Annotated in this window: 6 protein-coding genes; 2 read left to right on the top strand and 4 right to left on the bottom strand. The window is 50.0% G+C overall.

Going from position 1 to position 21,555, the window contains the following annotated elements; all coding sequences use genetic code 11:
- A partial coding sequence (locus tag PHW04_07455; GenBank protein MDD2715712.1) for a DPP IV N-terminal domain-containing protein occupies nucleotides 1–2,481 on the bottom strand: 2,481 nt, incomplete at its 3' end.
- A 406-nt stretch (nucleotides 2,482–2,887) separates the two neighbouring features.
- Here PHW04_07455 and PHW04_07450 point away from each other — a divergent pair.
- Nucleotides 2,888–5,863 (top strand): tubulin-like doman-containing protein, encoded by a 2,976-nt coding sequence (locus tag PHW04_07450; GenBank protein MDD2715711.1) that lies wholly within the window; start codon nucleotides 2,888–2,890, stop codon nucleotides 5,861–5,863.
- A 76-nt stretch (nucleotides 5,864–5,939) separates the two neighbouring features.
- Here the strand turns inward: PHW04_07450 and PHW04_07445 are convergent, their stop codons facing one another.
- The 3 genes from PHW04_07445 to PHW04_07435 all read right to left on the bottom strand — a co-directional run bounded on the left by PHW04_07445 (nucleotide 5,940) and on the right by PHW04_07435 (nucleotide 19,925).
- Nucleotides 5,940–6,689, bottom strand: a complete 750-nt coding sequence (locus PHW04_07445; GenBank protein MDD2715710.1) for a hypothetical protein — start codon at nucleotides 6,687–6,689, stop codon at nucleotides 5,940–5,942.
- 215 nt (nucleotides 6,690–6,904) lie between these two features.
- Nucleotides 6,905–8,584, bottom strand: coding sequence for an SUMF1/EgtB/PvdO family nonheme iron enzyme (locus tag PHW04_07440; protein ID MDD2715709.1), 1,680 nt, complete (start codon nucleotides 8,582–8,584; stop codon nucleotides 6,905–6,907).
- 7 nt (nucleotides 8,585–8,591) lie between these two features.
- On the bottom strand, nucleotides 8,592–19,925 hold the full coding sequence (locus tag PHW04_07435; GenBank protein MDD2715708.1) for a right-handed parallel beta-helix repeat-containing protein: 11,334 nt from the start codon (nucleotides 19,923–19,925) through the stop codon (nucleotides 8,592–8,594).
- A 259-nt stretch (nucleotides 19,926–20,184) separates the two neighbouring features.
- Between PHW04_07435 and rseP the strand changes: the two genes are divergently transcribed.
- Entirely contained in the window at nucleotides 20,185–21,489 is a 1,305-nt protein-coding gene (gene rseP, locus PHW04_07430; protein ID MDD2715707.1) for an RIP metalloprotease RseP, read from the top strand.
- The last annotated feature ends 66 nt before the right edge of the window (nucleotides 21,490–21,555 follow it).

Below are 21,555 nucleotides of genomic sequence, written 5' to 3'. Positions count from 1 at the left end.
CTTGACTGCGGTCCCGATGTTGCCGTTTATTTCTGCTGGAGTCAGGAAACCTTCCAGATCCTGGAAAGTGATCTTATAATTCGAATTCCCAGGCAGACAGAGACTGTCTCCGCTTTGATTCCAGGTTGTGCCTTCGTCAATGCTCCAGCCGGCCTTGGCATCGATAGCGCCCTGGGGTGTGATGTTCACTGTCAATAGATACAATGGAGACCCGGACCAGCCGACTGAAGGGTGAAAATTGTCCCCTGGGCCGCTGGTGATCCTGGTCAGTTCGCTGCCGTCGGAGCAATTCATGCTGAACAGGTCGAAGTTGCCATACTGATTGGAATCAAAGACTACCTTTGTATTGTCCGGAGAAACAGTAGGATCCTGGCAGACATAGTTCGCAGCATTGGTGAGCCTGACCGGGTTGGTGCCGTCGGCATTCATCTTCCAGACATTGATGGCATCGCTGCTCCCCCTGCCGCTCGAGAATACGATAAAGCCGCCACCTGCCGAATATTCGGGGTATGAATCAAAAGCTGTGTCAGAAGTGAGGCGGGTTACCAATCCTCCTGACATTGTCATTCTATAGATATCATAATTACCGCCATTCTGGTTGGAGCTGAAAATTATCTTATTCCCGTCCGGAGAAACGGCAGGGCAGCGATTCTCAACCCAGTTGCCTGTATTCGTGAGCTGGGTAACTGTTCCGCCTGTAGAGGGCATCCTGAATATCTCCCAGTGTCCGGTACGGGTGGAGGCGAAGATGATTTTAGAACCGTCAGGAGTCCAGACGGGATCCCAGTCTGCTGTAGTGTTGTTGGTCAGATTTACCTTATTGGAGCTGGAAAATCCATTAATATCCATGGTATAGATCTCGCTGTGGGAATGAAAGGCGATCTTGGAGGCATCGGTATTGAAATCAGGAGCAGTGTCATACCAGTCGTCTCCCGTGAGATTCGTAAGTCCGCTGCCGTCCATTTTCATGAGATAGATGTCATTGACTCCGGTCCTGTCTGAGACGAAGGAGATCAGAAAGTTAGGTGAGGCCGGGGCTTGAATCATTCCGGCAAGCATGACCCTGGCCCGGGAGATCACAGAGGTGTCTGTAATCAGAGCTGAATTGGAAATCCCGGGAAAAACCTGGAAATCCTGCAGATTGTCTCCGTAGCTGCCGGAATTGAATGATTTCAGAAGAGCGGATTCAAGAGGTACCAGCCCGTCGCCGGTCGCGTCCGCATAGGATGATTGTACGGATGTTCCTGCCAGACAATGATAAAGATCCAATGATTTGAGATTCCGATTCAGATCATAAAGGTCGCAGTTTCTCAGGCTGTCCGGACTGGATGTGGTCAGCAGCTTCTGAACCAGCGGGTCCTGATTGAAGGTATCGTCGAAAAAGTCATATCCGCAGGACGCGCTGATCCCGATCGTGCAGGAGGCTGACAGGACATCCGTCAGATGGCCAGTTCCAGTCCATTGCTTTACAGGCAGGCCATGAAACGGTACGCCCATGCCGATGAATCCGCAAACCCGCAGATCTCCACCGCATTTCTGGATGTAATGATGTCCGATCAGGCCTCCGCAGGAATATCCTAGCAATACGACCTTGCGGCCCAGAGGAAAGACCCGTTCGATTTCTGTGCGCAGGGAGAGTCCGGAGAGCGAAAAATCTCCTGCAATTTCAGCTAATGTTCTGGCAGAGTCGTAGCTGAACGAGAAAAGTTCATAGGCTGCGGTAAGATTAGAGTCTGCATAAAATGAATTGATGAAAGACTGGAATTGCTGAAAATAAAGCGTGCCAGGGTCTTTTGAAACTTCCGGCCAGCCGCAGAGCAGGATTAGGGGAGTTTTGATGCTTACATATTCAACTGCAGGCAGAAACGGGCCGTTCCGGCCTGAAATATAATTCAATCCCTGAGTAAGGTTTATAGAGGCCGGACTCGTCTCTGCCAGCATTTCAATCCTGATGTCGCCGGAACGCTGGAGGCTGTCGGAATCCACTCTGAAGTCGCCGCAGATTCCGAAATATTTTGAATCTCCGATGATATATCTGTTGACTGTATCGGTTAATCCCGAACTCTTTTGCGGCGCCAGGGCAGCTGCGGGTTTCAGAATGAAAAATTTTCCCGGCTGATCTGTGACAGTGCCGGAAGGTATAGTCAGAACATAGCATGAGCCGGAAACAGTTGTATAATCGTCTGATCGAGTCTGAGGGGCTGAATATTTTTCTGTAGAAATACTGGCAGATCCTTTGAACAGTCCTCCCTGAATCTGAAGCGATGAATTGTCCGGAAGGGTCAGGGAACCGCCTGTCTCGTTCACTGACTGGACTGAACGAAACAGCGGGACATTTACGGGCGTGACAGGAGTGGTACCGTCGGCAGCGCCGCCGCCGCCACCACCGCCGCCACCGCAGGCAGTCATGAAAAAAAGGGATGACGAAATGCAGAGTATCGTCAGGAAAATAATAAAAAGGCGTCTCTTTACAAGAGCCATGGATGAATTTTACATATTTTGGTCTTTATTATCAAGAGGAACAGAGCTCCAATTCAACAGTAAATTTGACAAAAAAACCTGTTTTTAATAATGTTATCATATGATGTATTGGGTAAAGACGCGCCATGGCGCGTCTTTACAAAGAGGGTATCCATGGCATTACGAAGGGATTTACTTAAGTACTTGAGTTTGGCAAATTTTATGGTGTGCAGCCAGATATTTGTTAAAAACCTTGATTTGTGGCGGGTCCTGTCTTGGCATAACTTTTTCTCTCCTTCGCAAGGCTCAGATCGAGAAATAAGTTACGCCTGGCCACCCCACAAGGGTTTCAGCGATGTGATATGGAAAATTTGCCAAAGTCGAGTTAAGTATTTATCAAGAAAATAATGATTACGCAGGAGGCATGATGTCGCAGAACGAATTCCTGGAATTGACCCCTACTCTTTTCGTGGGCCTGGGTGGAGCCGGCAAAATGGTGCTTTCTGAAATCAAGCGCCTGTTTGTGGAGCATCCTTTTTTCGAAGGCAGGATCCCCGGGATGATCGATTTCCTTTCCATCGACTCTGACGCTGATGTAGATACTTACAAGGACGAGGATGAGGCTCTGCGCGCATTGAACAAGGATGAAACCCTGCTCGTGCATGCCCAGGTCGGAGACATCAAGGCTTTCCTGGACAGAAAACCTTATGTAAAGAACTGGTTCCCCATAGCGCAGACTAAAAATGTGGAACTTTCAGGCCGTGGAGCTAAACAGAAGCGCTATCTTGGCCGCCTGGCCTTCTTCTCCTCGATCGACGAAGTACTTGAGATACTGCGTACCAAATTTACCAGAATCTGCAGCCGCAGCCTGGTGGTGAACAGCGGGAAAGTGCGGATGGCGGACACTGGAAATGCTGATGTCTACATTGTGAACTCCCTTTGCGGAGGCACGGGCTCCGGCATGTTTCTGGACCTCGCCTATGTGCTGCGCGAGGTGGCCATGGACACTGCCAGCAAGCGCCTGGCTGTCACAGGCATGTTTTTGACGAGCGAAGCCTTCCATCTGCCGGGTTTCAGGGAGAACATCCAGCGGAACTGCGCCTCAGCCTTGATGGAACTGGATTATCTGATGGCTCCCAACCATATCGACTTCTCCACCCGCTATACTGACACCTTTGCCGTGAAGGGCAGCAAGTCCAAGCGTGTTTACGACTTCGCCTACATCATCAACGGCACTGATATGGGCGACCATGTTGCAGTCGAGCGCACCATTGCCCACGGGATTTTATCCGGAGTGATCACCAATGCCGGCCAGAAAAAGGACTCGGTCAAGGACAACATTGTCTATGACGCTGTAGAGAAGAACGAGAATAAATACACCAGTTTTTCCACTTACGGATTCGGTTCGCTGCTTTTCCCGGGGCAGGAGATAGCCGAGGTTTTCGGACTCCGCTTCGCATCATCCCTGCTCGGCAACATCACAGAGCGCTGGGACAAAACCAACAAGACCATGAGTTACAGATACGGCACTTTTCTCAGCAAGAATTACCCTGAGCTGTCCAGGGATGTCAATGAACTGCTGTTTGCTAAAATTCTGACTGACCGCGAGTTCCAGTCCATCGTACCAGTCGGCAAGCTGCCTGAACTCGGCTCGAACAGTGAATCTGCCCAGGTCATCCGCAGCTGGATCAAGTCCAACCAGGTGACTGACATTCAGCTGAAACGGCTGGACGACAAGATCGCTGTCAACATGAAAAAATACAGCGACGGGTTCTTCGAAGCCGTGAACAAAGAGATCAAGGAACAGCTCGGAGATTACAACCTGGGTGTTGCATTCACACTGAAATTCGTGGAAACTTTCAACGCTGAAATCGCAGATATAGTTTCCAGCTGGGAACAGGGACTGGCGGAAATGGAAGAATCCATCAAACGCATGGATAATGCTGTGGCTGCATCGCTGCGCAAGATCGAAGAGATCTCCAAGGCTTTTTTTGGAAGCTTTATGAAGAGCGATCTGAATACCCATTGGGAAAACGTGAAGAACCTGCAGCTCAAAGCCAATAAGCTGGTCTTTGACCACAACCGCCTGGAGCGAGCCGTTGTCAGTCTGAAGCAGATCTCAGTGGATCTGGACAAGCACTTCTACCAGGTGCTGAAAATGTTTTACTCCATGCTGGAGGAAATGCGGCAGAAGACTCTGCCTGAGCAGGAAAAAATCAAACTTTCCTCAATTTACGAGCGGAAACGCCTGAATTATTTCGTGGACAGGATAGTGGTGGACGAAGCGGACATTGATCTGAGAAGCTGGTTTTATGACAAGGTCCTGTTCGGTGATGCAGCGCTGGAAGAAAAAGCTGTCTGCGAACTCTGGGATAAGTTCGAGTCGGATTTTTTAACCAAGGTGGAAATGGCTGAGCGATGGCGTGTTTATTCCACCTCCCCGTTTGATTTCGAACGCCAGTTAAAGGACTTTTCAGCTGCCAAGTTCAAAGTGATTCCTGAACAGACGATTGAGCAGTTCCTGGTGGATAAGGCGGAAAACAAGTACGGCAAAGAAAAATCCAAGATCCGCAATTTCTATGTGGAGAGCCTGAAAACATTGTTCACTGCTTCCAGAACTACTACAGCCACCAGCGACAAGCGCGGCAAATACCAGCAGGTTTTCACTCTGACTTTCGGAGTGCCTGATGAGGACAAGACCATCTTCGCACCTGACATTATTTCAGAAGCTGTAGTGGCAAAGACTTCCAAGGTGAACGTAGCGAGCCTGGGATTTCCCCAGCGGATGATCATGATCCAGACAGAGGAAGCCCTGCCGGTCACAGCCATCAATGGAGTCGAACTCTGGGCCGATGCCTACAAGACTTCTGACCGGTATCTGCATGCTTTAGGGGAAGAATTCGGCATTGACTGGCAGACCCATCTGCTGGTCCGCGACAGCTATGCCCTGAATGTTAAAAACTCCACCCTTTATTTCTTCATGGGTTTGAATTTCGGCATTGTCAGGAAAAGGCAGCCTAAGAGTTCGGAAGAATCAGTTTATTATATTTTCGAGGAAATGTCAGACGACCTTTTTTCCGCCGGAGCCAAGGGAGTCAACCTCGGAGAGAGCATTGAACATTCAGTGCGTGAACTTTGCGAGAAGAACGATAAACGCCTGCTGCTTGAAGAAAAACTTAAAAAATGCGAGCAATACAAGACCATGAAAGCCGAAGCCGCGGCCGGCCTGCTGAGGGATTATCTGACCAAGCTGTCAGCCGCGCTCTGCAAGGTCGACAATCAGGAAATCAAGCGTGCTTATGAGATCATCAGCAAGGCTCTGGCAGGCTGGGTGAAATTTTATCTGGAGCAGGCTGGGCGGAACAGTGCGGAACAGCAAGTGGAAGGCGGATTAGAAGTGTAGGGGTCGATTTCACATCGATCCGTACTTGGTAGGCATTCTCATGCGCACAATGTACGCCTAACGTGTGCATATGCAATTATTTCGGCCAAAATTTCCCATGAGAAGCTCTTCCAAGGGCTTCTTTTATGAATCCGAACAGGCGGCTGATGTCGTTGTAATGGATTACAGGCCGCAGCACATACCAGTCCTTTTGAGCTGAAACAGGTTTGAGATCTGCTGCCGGTGGTGTACCCGGCAGATGGATGAAGATACTGCCTGCGCCATTTCCACACATGATGCAGAAAGGTTTTCCTGTGATCTCTGAAACCAGTTGATATCTTTTTTTCACGGATTCAGTTCTGAACATGGAGAATCTGGCTTCAGCCAGGCTGATGAAACCCTCGAACAGCCCGGATAATAAAAATTCGCCGGGTTGTTCGATCTGGAAGCTCTGCACGAAATTGATCAGGTTTTCCCACTCGCTGACAGTCAGCACCATATCCTCCAGAAAAGCGGCGATGATCTTCTTCAATTCATCCCTGGGATTGAAGTCCTTTGGCTGATTCAGATTCTTCCGCTTGAGGAGCGCAGATTTGAAGACGAATCTTGAATATTCCTGGGCTTTTCTGCTGTCCAGGTAAAGCACCTTGTTCATGCCCTGAAAATTGATGTTTTGAAGAAGATCCATGGGGTCCGCGAAGCTGTCCGGGATTTTAAAATAGAAGCATTTTCTTGGTTTTGGGCAGTAAATGGCTAGATTGCCGTCGGCGCAGGTGAAAAAAGTGAAATCGTCCTTTTTTTCAGTCTTCACACCCGAGTCGGCAAGTGTTTTGAGGAGATCGTCCATGAATTCAATTTAACACAAAACATAAGTATATTACAGGGCTGCAAGAGGTAAGTATGTTGGTAGGTTAGTATGTTGGCAGGTTAGTATGTTGGCAGGATAGTATGTTGGTATGTCGGGAAAGGGAAGAGTACTTTCCAACCTACAGACATACCAGCATACTAACTTATCAACTTTTTGCAATCACACATCGGTTGTTAATTATGGATCATTATCGCCTAAGGCGAATGCCACAGATCACCGCTGCAGTGAATTCCATCAGTTCCGCCGATCAGCCAGATTTTATCCTTGTAAACCACCCCTGCTCTGCGGCAATATGTTCCATGCCCACCGGCCGAAGTGCTCTTATTCCAGCTGCTGCCGTCGCTGGAAAACCAGATGTCTGAAAGGCAGGTCCCGTTCCAGCCGCCGATAACCAGAATCATTTCGTCAGTGGCGACAGCTGTGTGAAAGCTGCGGGGACTGAATCCGGACAATGTAGCTCGATTCCAGTTTGCTCCGTCTGGAGAAGACCAGACATCACTGATCTGCAGATTACCGACTTCACCGCCGATCACCCAGATCCGGTCGGCATAGACCACGCTCTGATGAGAGGATCTCTGGCCGAATCCTGCGCTGGATGTGGCTCTTGTCCAGTTCACTCCGTCTCCCGAATACCAGGAATCCTGCTGATACTGGCCTGATTTCGGATCATAGCCGCCGATCACCCAGATCCTGCCGTGGAAGACCACGCTGGAATGGCAGCATCTGCTGCCGAATTGAGCATTACCGGTCGCCAGGAACCAGCTGACCCCGTCCGACGAATACCAGACGTCGTTAAATGCGGTCCCCCCGCTCATTCCGCCGATCACCCAGATCCTGTTATCAAATGTCACGCAGGACTGCAGAGAGCGGGCTTGGAAAAAAGCTTCGCCAGTTGCCATCACCCATCCGGCGGAATCAGTGCAGGACCAGACATCGTTTCTTGGGCTGGCATTTTCATCGCAGCCTGCGATCAACCAGATCCTGTCCTGAAAGACGACACAGGAGTGGCCTGAGCGCGGTGGTGCGCTCAGGTCTGATTTATTCCAGTCCCTGCCCTCCACAGACGCCTCAGGATCCCGGGCAAGCCTGAACCCGGCATTATCCAGGCGGTTATGCTCGTTGAACTGATTGCGGTAAAAAGGCCTGCAGGTATCCTCACGGTTCTGGAACGAACCGCCGCGCAGCACTCTTGCTCCGCACTCAACTGAATTCATGGGGTTGTCGGTCAGGTTCAGATTCACACATAGATCATAAAAGAAGGGTTCGTAGTAATCGCTGCACCATTCCCAGACATTGCCCAGCATGTCATAGAGGCCGTAAGCATTGGGCTTCCTGGTGCCGACCACATGAGTTTCAGCGCTGGAATTTTTGAAATACCAGCAGTAATCCGGATCGATTTCATCCTTTTTCCAGGGATATTGAAAGTCCTCGCTCTGTCCACCCAGGCAGGCATATTCCCACTCTGCTTCTGTCGGGAGCCTTAATCTGCCGGATGAGGTCAGAAAATTCAATTTATCGATAAAGGCTTCCACTGAAGCATAACTTATGTTTTCCGCAGGCAGATTGAGCCCTGCGTGCCTGCAGGGATTGAACGATGAACCCATCACTGAAAGCCATTGCTGCTGGGTCACTTCGTATTTCCCGATTTCAAAGCCATTGATCCAGACCTGATGCCTGGGATGCTCCTGTCTGTAAGCCTGTGCTGCTCCCCCGTACTTCGCAGATATTTCCCGGGAAGAGAGGTAATTGCCCATTTCAAACTGGCCGGACTTGATCTCCACGAACTCGAATTTTGTGCCGTCAGCGAGCGACAGAGTTCCTGCATGGAGAACAAGCGGGATCAGAATGAGCAAAATAAATGATTGATTGACCATCTCTGCCTCAGGGACCGTTCACATAATAATCAGTATACGTAACAGTAAGCTCCTGGGCATTGACCTTTACAGGCACTGCCGTGGCATTTGTGATGCCATAGCCATAGGGGTCCATTGCAGTGCAGTTGAATGTGGCCGAATAGGTGTATCCATTGCAGGAGAAAGTGATGCAGTCAGTACCGATTGAAGCAAAGATATTCCCGGTATTACCGGATTTCGTATAGACTCCGTATGTCGGGGGATCATCGTCGTTCCAGTTGGGAAGGTAGGTTTGATATTTAGTAGTGGCATAATCAGTGTAATAATCCCAGTCCCATCTGGAATGTGGAATGTTTTCATCCCAGGCAGGATGAGTATGTGTCCCGCCAGGAGGAACTGGATTGTTGTGTGTTTGTGCAGGATGGTGGATCGTTTCAGTCCAGTTGTGCCGATGCCCGTGAGACTCCCTGCGCCAGTAAATTGTGATGTTGGTGGCAGAAAACGATCCTGTCACAGGCTTATGATTGATTTCCACCAACTCTGAATCCGGATTTGGGTCCGAATATTTTCCGTTCCGCTCGACATAGAGAGATATTTGATGCTTGTGCCTGTCATAATGACCTATGAGAAAAGCGGAATAGGAATGATACGGGAAGGTGAGTACCTGATCACAGGTATAGGTAGTTATGCCTGGATTCGAGACCGTAGTGTCCCATGAATGGTTTACCGTACGGAGCCTTGGAAACAAAAACATTGTATACCAGTCTGCATCTGAAAAATGAAAGATGGTGTCGCCAGTTCCAGGCAGGGGCTTAACTGAGCCCTTGATAGTCACGTCAGCATGATCGCCTGAATAGTGATAGACATTTATAGGCGAATGAGGCCCCAGGGTCGGGGTGGGAGGAATCATCTCGAAATCAAGGTCCTGATAACTTGTATACTTTGTCTGATCATTCAGGCCAGCTGGAACTCGGTCTTCACACATGTCCCAGATTTTTAGCCTGTATCTGAAATCATCGGCATCGTCAGGCAGTTCGCAGGTGCCTGTCGGATTGTTCAAGTTCTTCGGTGGATTTGTCATGGTGTACCACTCGTATTTCCAGATCGGTTGAGGGATTCCGGATTCAGAGTCATTTGATTTGGAGTAAGTTTCAGCTGCGCCTTTAAGCTGATCGCCGCTGGCGACGCGCTGAGTGATTTTTCCCCTTTTGTAACCCCCGTCATCAGTCAAACCCGAAACTTCTGTCAGTTCGATGGTGGCTGTGGGAGGATTGTTGGCCAGGATCTGGAAGATTTTTCTGTCCCTGGATATTCCGGAAGGACCTGAAGCGTGTACTTCGAAGGTATACAGGCCATAAGGAATTGCTGAGACAGTGACCTGGCTCGCGGTTTCCTCTGTATATGTATATGTAGCAGGTCCGCCAGTCATGGTGATATCCCTGATTTCTGGGTAGAGATCCGGAAATCCGGCTTCGCCCGTGTCGACGTGGGTAAGCCAGGACTTCTTGCGGATCAGCAGCTTGCTGTTGCAGTCAAAACCTTCGATCAGGTAAGTGAAATGATTATAATAACTGGTATTCACAGGTTTGAAATTGAATCTGGTGGAGGTCTGGGTGCTGGTGAGAATCTCGAGCGACCCTCCCTCAGGCTGAAAGGAGGCTTTGACTTTGAAACTGGCGATGTTGTTGCCTCTATAGCGGAGATCTATTGCAGGATATGTATATTTATCCACTTGTTTTACATCCGCAGCAGCCTCGATAATGGAAATTGTGGGATCGAAGAATTGGGGGCCATTCCAATGCAGGTAGTCCCTTGTGTAATAGACATGATACTTAGTGGCACCTTCAAGGTCAGGCCAGTCTATGCAGTAATTCACCGCGGCATTGGTGAACTGATTATAATTAAAAGTTTCAAAAGCCGGTATTTTCACTTTGATGATGTTCGTGAGCGGGCTTAAAACAGGAGTCAGGTCCTGATGCTCGGCACTGACAATGAAATTTCTGCTCTGATTCACATCCGTGAATCCGTAATTCTTCAGGCTGCTGTAATTATTGTAATAAAGGTTGAAACCGGGCAGCGGCTTTACTTCAGTGCCTGGGATGCCGGTACCGTGAAGCAGGCGGTAACTGGTGGCCATGGGCACACTATCCCAATTGAAGCAGATGTTCTGGCCGTCCAGATCCGCATAAGAAGCGAGATCTCTGAATGTTCCAGAAGCTTCCTCCAGGACATGGTTTTCCGGTTTTGCTGAAAAGGCCTGGGGTTTCTGGAAAAAGGGATTCCAGTAAAGCAGGATTGTATTGCTTTTACCGGAGGAAATCCCCCTGATGATCCTGACTGCTTTTGATGAATCATACTCCATTGAAATGTCGTCCAGGTTTTGGGAATTCAGGGGAGTGGAAAGCCTGGTCCAGTTGACTCCGCCGTCGACCGTGTTGGCGATCTGCCAGGCTGAGGTGGAAGTCCTGGCTGCGTCTGCGCAGATGAAACCCAGATAGAATTCCAGAAAGTGGGCACCAGTTATTGCTTCAGGTAAGACAGTGATTTCAGTGGTGGCAAAGTTGCGGCCAAAGTCACCTGAATACTGAAGTTTTCCGTTTTTCCCCGCCAGCCAGGATAACTGATTGCTGTTGTCTGATGCGCTGATCGAGTTAAAAGGCGCCAGCAAATAGTTTATCTTGGAGGCGGTTTTATTGCCTACAGTGCCTGGATCTGCTGAATTGAAATAAACACTGTCTGCATTCCCGGAAATCGCCTGCCACTGTCTGGAATCCCAGACTGCCAGCTTTTGTGCCCTTCCTTCCAGGGTGTCTGAGATTTCCATGGTACCGAGTATGCCGCCTGAGGGAGATCTTTCTCCGCCTGAGATGTATTCGCCTGCATTGTCGAGCGCGGCATCCAGGTAAGTCAGCGTATCAGAAACCAGCTTCGCTGATCCCATCAATCCACTGGTATATTCCTGGCAGGCTGCCCTGCCTCCTGCATTCCCGACCAGCATGAATCTGGCGTTGTCTTTCACGACAACTGAGGAATACTGATTCAGGTCTACAGGTTTCAGAATCTGCCAGGGTCCGTCACCATAGTCATTGGTAGTCAGCACGTAGTATTTTCCGTCCGGAGCTTTGCTGGAAAGCAGGGAAACTCTGCCTTTCCCCATGCTGCAGGAGTTCCATTCCAGGCTGGGCAGCGTGGACGGCAGAAAAGCCTGGTACCAGCCCCTTACTCTGACTTTCGCAAGGTTGGACCAGCCTGTGTATTCATAGTAATTTCCCCGGCTCTGGTAGACGCCGTTCTGCGGTTCTCTCCTGTAGCACTGGGCATAAAGATAATAAAGACCTGGCTGCAGATTCTTGATCCAGGTGCTTGAGGGATTAGCGCCGATTTCGATAGTGACTTTATGGCTGAAATCGTCAAGTTTAGGGGAATGGGAGTAAACGACATTGTAGCCGAAGGTGGAAGGGTTCAGGCCGTGCCTGTCAAAGGTTACCAGCACTCCTTTATTCGGAGACGCGATCTGCTGGCAGGTGATGAGCATGTCTTCCCCTTCGCTGTAACCCAGGTCGAGGTTAATTTTGGTGAGGGCCGGAGGTTCCACCTGATAAACGCTGATTTTGTCTGAGTCCAGGGAATCGCCGCCAATATCGTTCCTGCCGCGGGCCGTGATTTCAAATGTGCCGGTCCTGAACGACACTTTTTTCCAGATCAGATCATTGTCTGAACCGGTCTGGGAACTTGGAGCAATTTTCGTGACTTCCAGGGATGACAGGTAAGTGAAGTAGAGATCGTGGCCGCCGCTCCTTACTGACTCAAAACCGATTTTCAGCCCGTCCGGCGAAAATCCCGGGTTGCAGTCCTGATAAAGGCTGGAAGTGATCTGCATTTCGTTGCTGCCGTTCGGGTCCATCATGTAAATATGCCGAAGACCGTCCTGCGCTTTATCGGAATCAAAGGCGATTTTCGAACCGTCCTGAGAAAATACCGGGAACTGGTTCTTACTGTTGTCATAGGTCAGCCTCAATGCCTCTGTTCCGTCCTGGTTCATGGAAAAAATTTCCAGACTTCCCTCGCGGTCCGAAACAAACACGATCCTGTCTTCCACAGGTGAAAAGCATGGTTCACTGTCATTGCTGGCATTGCCGGAAATGTCTGCCTGATCAGAACCGTCGCTGTTCATGAGATAGATCTGGAGATGGCCGTCACGGTCCGAATCGAAAACTATCTTTGTCCCATCCGGTGAAAAGCTGGGATTGTTGTCCAGGGCAAGATTTTCAGTCAGCCGGACCTGATTAAATCCTGTCGAATCCATGCTGAAAATTTCTCCGCTCGAGCAGAACACGATCTTTTTCCCGTCACTTGAGATATCAGGCCTGCCACCTCCGAGTCCGCTCGTCAGGCAGGACTTTTCAGTTCCATCCGGATTGGCGATCATGATGTTGAAACCTTTGGGATAAACGCCTTCATCACCTAGAGACCAGACTATCTTTTCTTTTTCGCCTGAAGTCTGGCGTTCGACGATTGTTTTGATCTCCAGATTGCTGAGGCTGCTCCTGGGTGTGAACGGCAGATGGTTGCTTTCCAGCCAGGCATCCATGTAGGTGGTATGACCGAATTCGCTGGGTTGATTAGGTTTGGGTTCCCCCTGCACTACGCCCGTGATTTCGACAGTGCCGTCAAAATCATAGTAGACATCGCGTTCGCTGTTGATGCCGAATCCGTTCCCATGGTCAGTGTCGCCGTTGTTTACGTCCACATACAGGTCCAGTTTATCGGGCAGCGGGGTGTCCAGGTCGTCGACGTTCTGCTTCAGTTCAAACGGCAGCCAGATGAATTTGAAGAAGCCGTGTTTGAGACCTGGTAAGGAGGGCAGGCTGCTTTTCGGATTCGGATAGCGGGAGATATCATAAGCCTCAAATTTGCCGGTGTAAAGAGAGCCGTTGAGTGTGGAAAGCTCAAATTCCAGCGGCTTGACAAGCTCTCCGGAAGCGCTTCTGAGCTGATGCTCCTGAGTATCGTAGCTGATCACGACAAGCGAAGTGGCACACTGGGCCGGAGAATAATGCGAGGCATACAATTCCACATCAATTTCCATTGTGGGAATGATGTTCTCAGGATAGAGGTCCACGCCGGCAGTATCATAACTGTGAGCAGGGATCACTACGGGATGCAGCCAGAGATAGCAGCTCTGCACCATGTTCAGGTAATTGTCCCCAGGATTCTTCAGGGTGCTGGTGATTCCGAATGAGATGGGGAATGTGGTGTCCCGGAAATAGTTGAAATTAAGGTCATTGCCCCCTGCAGTGCCTGCTGCCGGAGTTTCGTCTGCGATGAAATTATTACCTCTGATCAGGGTCGCCATGCGGATGCTGTCGTCAGTATCGTCCAGATAGTCATAAAGATATCTCCCGGCCAGATCCAGGCCCGTCGTGTTTCTGCTGAATGTGTTCTGCATGATCCTGGCTTTGCCAGCAGAACAGGTTATACCTGTCTGGTTTTCTTCCAGGAGGTTGCCGTGGATGAACGGGCTGCCGCTATTGTAAATGCCGGACTGGTTTTTACTGAATCTGTTGAAGCAGACTGTTGTCAAGGTGTTGGAGATACGCATCGCTTCCTTGTTGCCTGAAAAAAAATTGCTGTAATTCCCTGTGCTTTCCTGATGCCCGACTGTCACATCTGAGGCTGAGCCGGCAATCGACAATCCCAGGTTTCCGTCCTTGAAGGTGCAGCCGGTCACTTCCACACTGTTCAGGCTGCCTCCTTCTCCGAGCAGGCAGGCTGTGCCCCTGTCTCCGGTAAAGATGTTGTTGCTGACTGTGAATTTGCTGCCGTCCCTGATCAGAATTCCCGCTGCATCAGATGCCTGCTGCAGGCAGGTGTCTGTGAAGGTATTGGAGTCGATGACTGCGTTTTCGCAGCCGACCTTGAAATGCAGGCTGCGCCAGTCTGTTTTCTGGAATGTGCAGTTCTGGACAGTCTTGTTACTATCGTTTGTCCTCAGTTCCAGCCCCTGAAAATTGGAATCGAACAGATGGCCTGAGATGACCGACGGAGCGCTGCTGTTTTCCAGAACTGCTGCCACATAGCCGTTTTGATAGAAGGAACAGTCCCTGAATTCCAGGGAGGGATAATGGCTGCTCAGAAATCCCCAGTTGCCGTATTCGACTGCCGAATTGTTGAAGACAGTGTCCGACTCGGTCAGCGAAATTCCATACCAGTCGCTGCGGGCAGGGCTGCTGCCGAGAGTAAGAATGGTCTTCTGCTGATCAGTCAGGGTCAGGCCTGTTTCGGCAAGTCTCACGTATTCATTGTCATTGGCTGAAGTGAAGAAGCTGTTCCTGGAGGCGAAAGAACCGGAATCCACCGTGATGTTCGGACTGCTGCCACCTCCCTTCGCCTTGATCAGTGTTTTGTCAATCTGCAGGGTTGAAGAGGAATTGAAGTTGAGCGCTTCATTGAGGTTGAGAAACATGTGGGACAGACACAGGGAAGCATTGGAAATCGAGCGGTTGAAACTGGTACCGTTCAGGCAGCCATAACGGATTTCCGCATTGATTCCTGAAGGCAGGTCCAGTTTCCGGATGCCTGCAAAGGGCGCGGCAGTGTTGCTTCCGGTTCTGTTGCTGCCTGCAGTCCCCCAGAAAATGAAGTCAGGGGTATGGTCGCTGCCCGGGCTGTATGGAGTATTGTCCGGTTCATCGTCATGACTGGTGATCAGCACCGGGCGATTACCTGTGATCGTCACTTCTCCGGAAATGGAGAAGTCGCCTGCGAATTTGATTACATTCTGACCGCTGGCGTCGATCGAAATCATGCCTGAGAGTATTTCCAAAGTGGAAATGATCGTGGCTCCTGTATTCTGGAAAGGCCATTTTTCGGTTTGGGGGACTTTCCCGGCATAAGCCCAGGGAGTGTAAACTGCAGCACTCGCTTTCGGTTGAAGCACCTGATTGAAATCAGGCACGTTTTTACCCCAGAAGTTGTGCGAAAGTTCTGGAATTCCGGAGCAGTTGAGTTTGACCTTGAGGTCGTCGCCGGTTTCCCTTGTCAGCTGGTTGTAATAGAAATTTTTCTGGGAGACATCGAAATTTCCGCGGAATTCAATGAGTCCGTGCTTCAGTTTCGACCATATGCACAGGTCTCTGTCATCCCAACCATTGGCCACGATACCGTAAAAAGCGTTGTTGTCCGGCCTGCCGCTGATCTCCGGAAGAAGAAGGCCTTCGCTGGAATCAAGCCCGGAAGTTATCATCACTTCTTTCGTAGAGCTCCCCTCAATCTTGAGATCCCCATTGGAAGTGAATACTCCTGGTGCCACTGCAGGATAGAATTCCAGCAGCTGCCTGCCCATGATTTTCAACTCTCCAGTCTCCTGGAGCAGGTAATCCAGGATCACAGTCGGGACCAGATTCTCCCTGGTTTGAGCCTGCCAGTCCGCACTTCTATCCAGATAGCCTGAAACTGCCAGAGGAACGATGTCCCTGAGAGCCTGTCTCAGCATGTCCGGGGTGCCTGTAATTCCCGCGTTTTCCGGGTTCAGGTCGCGGTTGAACACGCAATACTGGGCATACAGATGTCCGCTGCTGTTTCCCTGGAAAATATTGGTCTGGTTGTTCTCGAAGTAGTTGTAAATGAAGGTTGGAACGGCAGAGCTGCCGCTGTTTTTCGGGCTCTGGTAACTGACGGCTGTGCCGTTCCCGTAAAATTCATTGAAACTTCCGCTCAAAGTGCCGTTGATGCATTGGATTGCGGTCTGGCAGGTAGAGATGAAATTATCCTTCAATTTCAGCTCCTCACCGCCGTCGGCCTTGAAGCAGGATTCACTGCCGCAGAGCAGCGAATTTTCGATCGAACCGATGGATGCATTAAGTTCAGCGAAGGTGTTATTGGAAACCGCAGTGATGCCCTGGAGTGAAACAGGGGTTTTTGCCTTCAGGGCGGTCCTGTTGGAGGTAAAAAGGGAGGAATCCAATGAGGCATTGCCTGAGTCGATGATCAGTCCTGTTTGGTTGGAGTTGAATTCCGAGCTCCTGACCGAGAGTGCTCCTGAGCCCCTGAACGCCAATCCGGTCTGGTTATTCAAAAAAACTGTCTGGTCAATGCTGCCCTGCGAAACAGAGGAAATTTCCGCTGCCTTTTTGATCACTGCGCCGTGCAGGGAAAAATTTCCCTCCATTTTCAGGCCGCCCCAGGGTAAAACATCGTCAGGATCTGATTCGGCAAACACATATCCCCAGGACTTATCGCTGTATGAGGTGAAAAAAGCCGGCCTGTCGCAGGATGCGTTGCAGTTGAGTTCCCCTCCAAAAGAAAGAGATTTCCCTCTCAGACCCTTGAAGTACACCGGCCCTCTGATCTGATGCATCCTGCCGTTGAACTTGATTTCATCATAAAAAAAATAAGTGTTGTAAGGGTAAAAAAAATTGGAAGCTGAATCCGTAAAAAGCTGCAGCGGTTCTTCTCTTCCAGTAGGCAGCAGTTTCTTTTTTTTACTGTTGCTGCTCCAGGAGCTGACCATGGCGCTCAGCTGGAAATCGCTCTGACTGGCCAGATTTTCCACTGTGACTCTGATGTTTTTGCGGAGCGGGATCAGTTCGATGACAAAGATTTTGCGCTTATCAAGGATGAAAACGCGTCTGCCGTTGGCTGAAAGCTTCAGATCTACAGGGTTATCAACGACCCCTGCCAGGGAGGCTTCACCCAGATTTACAAGATCGATCGCCGAACCATTCAGATCCTCTCTGTAGACTCCCATTTTATATGTGCCGTCATTGAACAGAATGTGTAAAACATTGTTTTCATTGCCGAAAGACAGGGCAATTGGTTTGGTAATGGGAATGATCTTGACCGGGTCGGACAATCCGGAGTAAGGCCGGTCGAAATCAATCCTCAGGCTGTCCAGTTCACAGTTCAAGCCGTCGCTGGCAGAATAGTCCTCGAATCCAATGGCCAGCGTGATGGTCTGTGAACTTCTCGGAAGAACGACCAGATTCGTGGACATGGAATCAGCCGTGACAGGGGCGCTGAAATCCGGGGGAGGACCGCTGCTGGTAAAATCGACGATCGGGTAAACATCACGGGTGTAAATCCTCAGCTCCGGGTTCACCAGACTTCCGTTGAAAGTCTGCCTGTTTGCGAAATTCAGACTGACCTCAAGAGTTCTGGAGTCATCATTAAAAAGGAATCTCCGGTAGATCCAGACTTTTCCCTTGAAGGCATTATCGCTTTTCACGGACAAGACACTGGGTCCCCCAGGCAGAGCCGAAGAGACAGCCTTGATGTCATAAGATCCTGCACTCCCTGTCTGGTCTGGAATTGCGTATTCCCGGTATCCGGAATAGTTTTCGAAATGGTCGAAGAAGCATTCGTTGACCCTGTACAGGAGCAGCCGGCCATTTTCCATGGACAGGGTGTAGAGAAAATTCCGCAGCGGATCCGAATAAATCCTGGAGCAGTTGCCTGCAGGCACAACAGAAAGTCCGTCTGTAATCGCATCCCCGGCCACTCCATAGTGGGTCAGATAATAGTCCAGAGTATTGCCGCAGAGATCCTTGACATAGTCCGGATAAGTGATGAAGTCGCCGCTGACACGAAACTGTTTCAGCCTGCTGAAAGTGTCGATCTCCATTTCCCGGCCCGCTTCATCGATGGCAATCAGGCACCTGGGGTGATTTTCACGCTGGAGCAGCCTGGTGAAATGTGAAAAGGGGGCGTAAGATTTGAAAGTGCTTCCCCCATCGTCACTGGTAGAAATCCCGAGAGCTGTTCCCAGCCACCAGCGGCCGGTTCCGTCGATGCTGAAGTCACGGATCTCGGATGCGGAGAGGCCTGTCCTGCGCTCTCCTGAGACTGTAGTATATTGCTTGATATCCCAGGCTGACGGTTTTTTTACGATTGAGAACATCCCGTTGTTGGTACATGCGTAAAGCGTCTGATCAAAATTTCTGAAGCGATTCACAACTGATGCGCACATGGCGGACCCTGTCTGCGAATCGAAGGGATTGGCATCCCCAAGGGTTCCGGGGAGTAAAAGTTCTCTGAACAGCATGGCATTCGGCTGGTCCAGGACCAGATATCTCTTCCTGTCCGCATAGAAAATGGCTATGTTGTGCAATTCTCCGGACAGGAGGGAACCGTCCGGCAGCTTGACAGATTCGAAATTCAGGCCTCCATCGATGCTGAAGAAAGCTCCCTGGTCAGTGGCGGCATAGAGATAACCGCTGGCCTGGTCCTGCACCAGCCCTCTTAAATTGACTGAATTGCCGGTCTTTGGCAACCCGTTTGAACTGTTGAGGGCTTTCCAGAGCCCGTTTTTTCTGAGAAGAATACCTTCACCTTCCGTACACACATACAGACGCTGATTTAGATAATCCTTGAAAATGGAGTTGATTTTGACGCTGCCTGCGCAATGATTCCCGAACTGGTCGAAAAGACCATGGTCGGTTCCGAAATATGTGAGATTCTCGTCAGGAGCATAGAATGCCGAACTGATTACACCCGGCTGGAAGCTGCGCTCAAAATTGGTGCTGCCTCTATCCCTGATCCAGGCAGCCTGGAAGGCGAAGCCTGTGTTGCCGGCTTCGGGAATCACCACCTCAACGCTGCCTGTAAAAAAGTTGGAGGAGAACTCGCCGATTTTGCAGTACTGCAGCTTTTCGTTGAAGTTGGTCACTTCAGGGACATAGTAAATTTCCAGTGAATCAGGGGTCGCTGCATACAATTCCCTGTCCGTGGGGTTGAGCGCAATGTCGTTGAAAATACCGCCTCTGATGGTATGAACCAGATTCATGACCTTGATGGCGGTTTCAGTGGTGCCCTCAAGGTCGATCACTCCTATCTCGTGGTCACCCATCACGAAGATCTTTTTCGTGTAGCGGGATGGAATGAATTTTCTGGCATCGAAATTAAGGGCAAGGTTTGTCATGTTAGTATAGGAGGTGACTGAAAGAGGGGTGACCCCGTCAGCTTCATAAATCCGCACTTTGCGGTTGAAGCCTGCATACTGCAGCAGTTTGTTGCCCCTGATCCCTAGTGGTGCCATTTCCATGGTTGAGAGGCCCTGATTGAAGATGTTTTTTTTGTCGTCCAGAAAGTTATAGTCATCCACATCGTTCAGGATAGTCCTGTCTGTGACCAGGTTGATCGACGGAGCTTCTTCCAGACTGGTAGATAAGATATTGTAAGGATCGTCGAAGCCCTTGCTCGTGATTTCCTGCATCAACTCTTCGGCCATCATCCTCATTTTCATCTGGTCTTCCGTGTCCGCAGACTGCTTGACACCGGTTGTGAATGTTAACGAGATCGGAAGAATCGCCAGGGATAGAAGCATGATCGCGATCAGAATCTCAACAAAGGAAAAAGCCTTCAAGACTCCTCCTGAGTATAGTATATCATAGTTCAATCCCTGTATTAAACAATAGTTCTGTCGGATTCAATGATGAATCACGCTTCTGAATCATCCTCGTGTCACGACTTGACTTCGAGAAAATCATTGACATTCGATTCCCCTGCAGGTACTATTTTCCCTGAAAATCCTTGTCGCTGGAGGCAATCTGACTCTTTTAACGGGAATCGGCTCTTCCCTGATCGCTAAAACTCCAGATTTTCTGGAAGGTGCGCTGGCTTTCATCTTTGTGATTTTCGTGATTATACTGGCCCATGAATTCGGTCATTATATAACTGCAGTCTGGACCGGAGTAAGGGTCAAGGAATTTTCCCTTGGATTCGGGACCAGGCTTTGGGGACGTAAAAGCGGCGGTACAGAATACAATCTGCGCGCAATACCGATCGGCGGTTTCGTCGAACTCGCCGGCACAGACCCCAAGCTGGCTGAAGAGGAAAGCGACATCCCTGAACAGGAAAAATTCATTAACAAGAACGTGCTTCAGCGCTTCCTGATCCTCTTTGCAGGGTCATTTTTCAACTTCCTGCTGGCACTGCTGATTTTTGCCATAATCTTCATTTTTATTGGGATCCCACAGCCTAAATATACTAAAGAACCCACGATCGGCTCACTGCTGCCGGGAAAACCTGCCGAAGCTGCCAAATTCAAGACAGGCGATCTGATCACGGGAATCGATGGCATTACTGTTGAAACCTGGGATTCCATGGCTGACATCATCACCAGGAAACCAGGGATGCCGTTGACGATTTCATACCTGAGGCAGGGTATCCTGGAACGCACGGTCGTCACACCTGAACTCAATAAAACGGGGGAAGGCATTATCGGCATCGTGAGGGGAGTGATCCCGGTTGTCGGGGAGATGGTGCCTGGAAAGCCCGCTGCTCTGGCAGGGATTCTTGAAGGCGACCGAATACTGAGCATCAATGGTGAAACCATCTGTAACTGGGAGCGGGCTGTTGAAATCATCAATCACAATGTGGATAAGGAACTGAGCATCAACATAGAGCGCAAGAGTGGAACGCTTACTGTGAAATGCAAGCCGGAGTTCAGCCAGGAGCTGGAAGCTGGTATCATCGGGATCGGATTCGTGCAGGAATTTGTGAAGGGTACCAATCCCTTGTCAGCATTGCGATATGCCTGGGAAAACACGGTGCAGAATACCTTTTTCATGATGAAAGGTATTGCCAAGCTGGTGTCGGGCAAGATTGCCCTCAAAAATGTGACAGGGCCGATCGGGATCGCCGGCGTTGTGAAACACCGTGCTGACAGAGGAATCGGGGCACTGCTTTCCGTGATTGCGCTCCTCAGTCTGAACATCGGCTTGATCAATCTGTTTCCCTTTCCCGCCCTGGATGGCGGCAGGATACTGTTCCTGCTGATCGAAGTATTGATGCGCAGGAAGGTTTCGATCAAGGTGGAGGAAATGATCCATCTGGTCGGGCTCTATGCACTTCTTCTCCTGCTTGTGCTCGTATCATACAGGGATTTCAAGAATCTGGAATTCATCAGGAAATTGAATCTGTTCTAGATGAACAGGGTCTGGTTGTGCCCGAATTCTGCTCAAATCACAACCTGACCCCATCGCTCTGAGGTG

It is taken from the genome of Candidatus Wallbacteria bacterium, assembly GCA_028687545.1.
GTDB lineage: Bacteria > Muiribacteriota > JAQTZZ01 > JAQTZZ01 > JAQTZZ01 > JAQTZZ01.
The sequence above is the reverse complement of the archived record's forward strand: the minus strand, read 5'-3'. Positions and strand labels throughout refer to the sequence as shown.

Bases quoted from the DNA above. Each gene is read 5' to 3' on its own strand.
- PHW04_07450 (MDD2715711.1), top strand. From the start codon at position 2,888: ATGTCGCAGAACGAATTCCTGGAATTGACCCCTACTCTTTTCGTGGGC.
- PHW04_07445 (MDD2715710.1), bottom strand. From the start codon at position 6,689: ATGGACGATCTCCTCAAAACACTTGCCGACTCGGGTGTGAAGACTGAA.
- PHW04_07440 (MDD2715709.1), bottom strand. From the start codon at position 8,584: ATGGTCAATCAATCATTTATTTTGCTCATTCTGATCCCGCTTGTTCTC.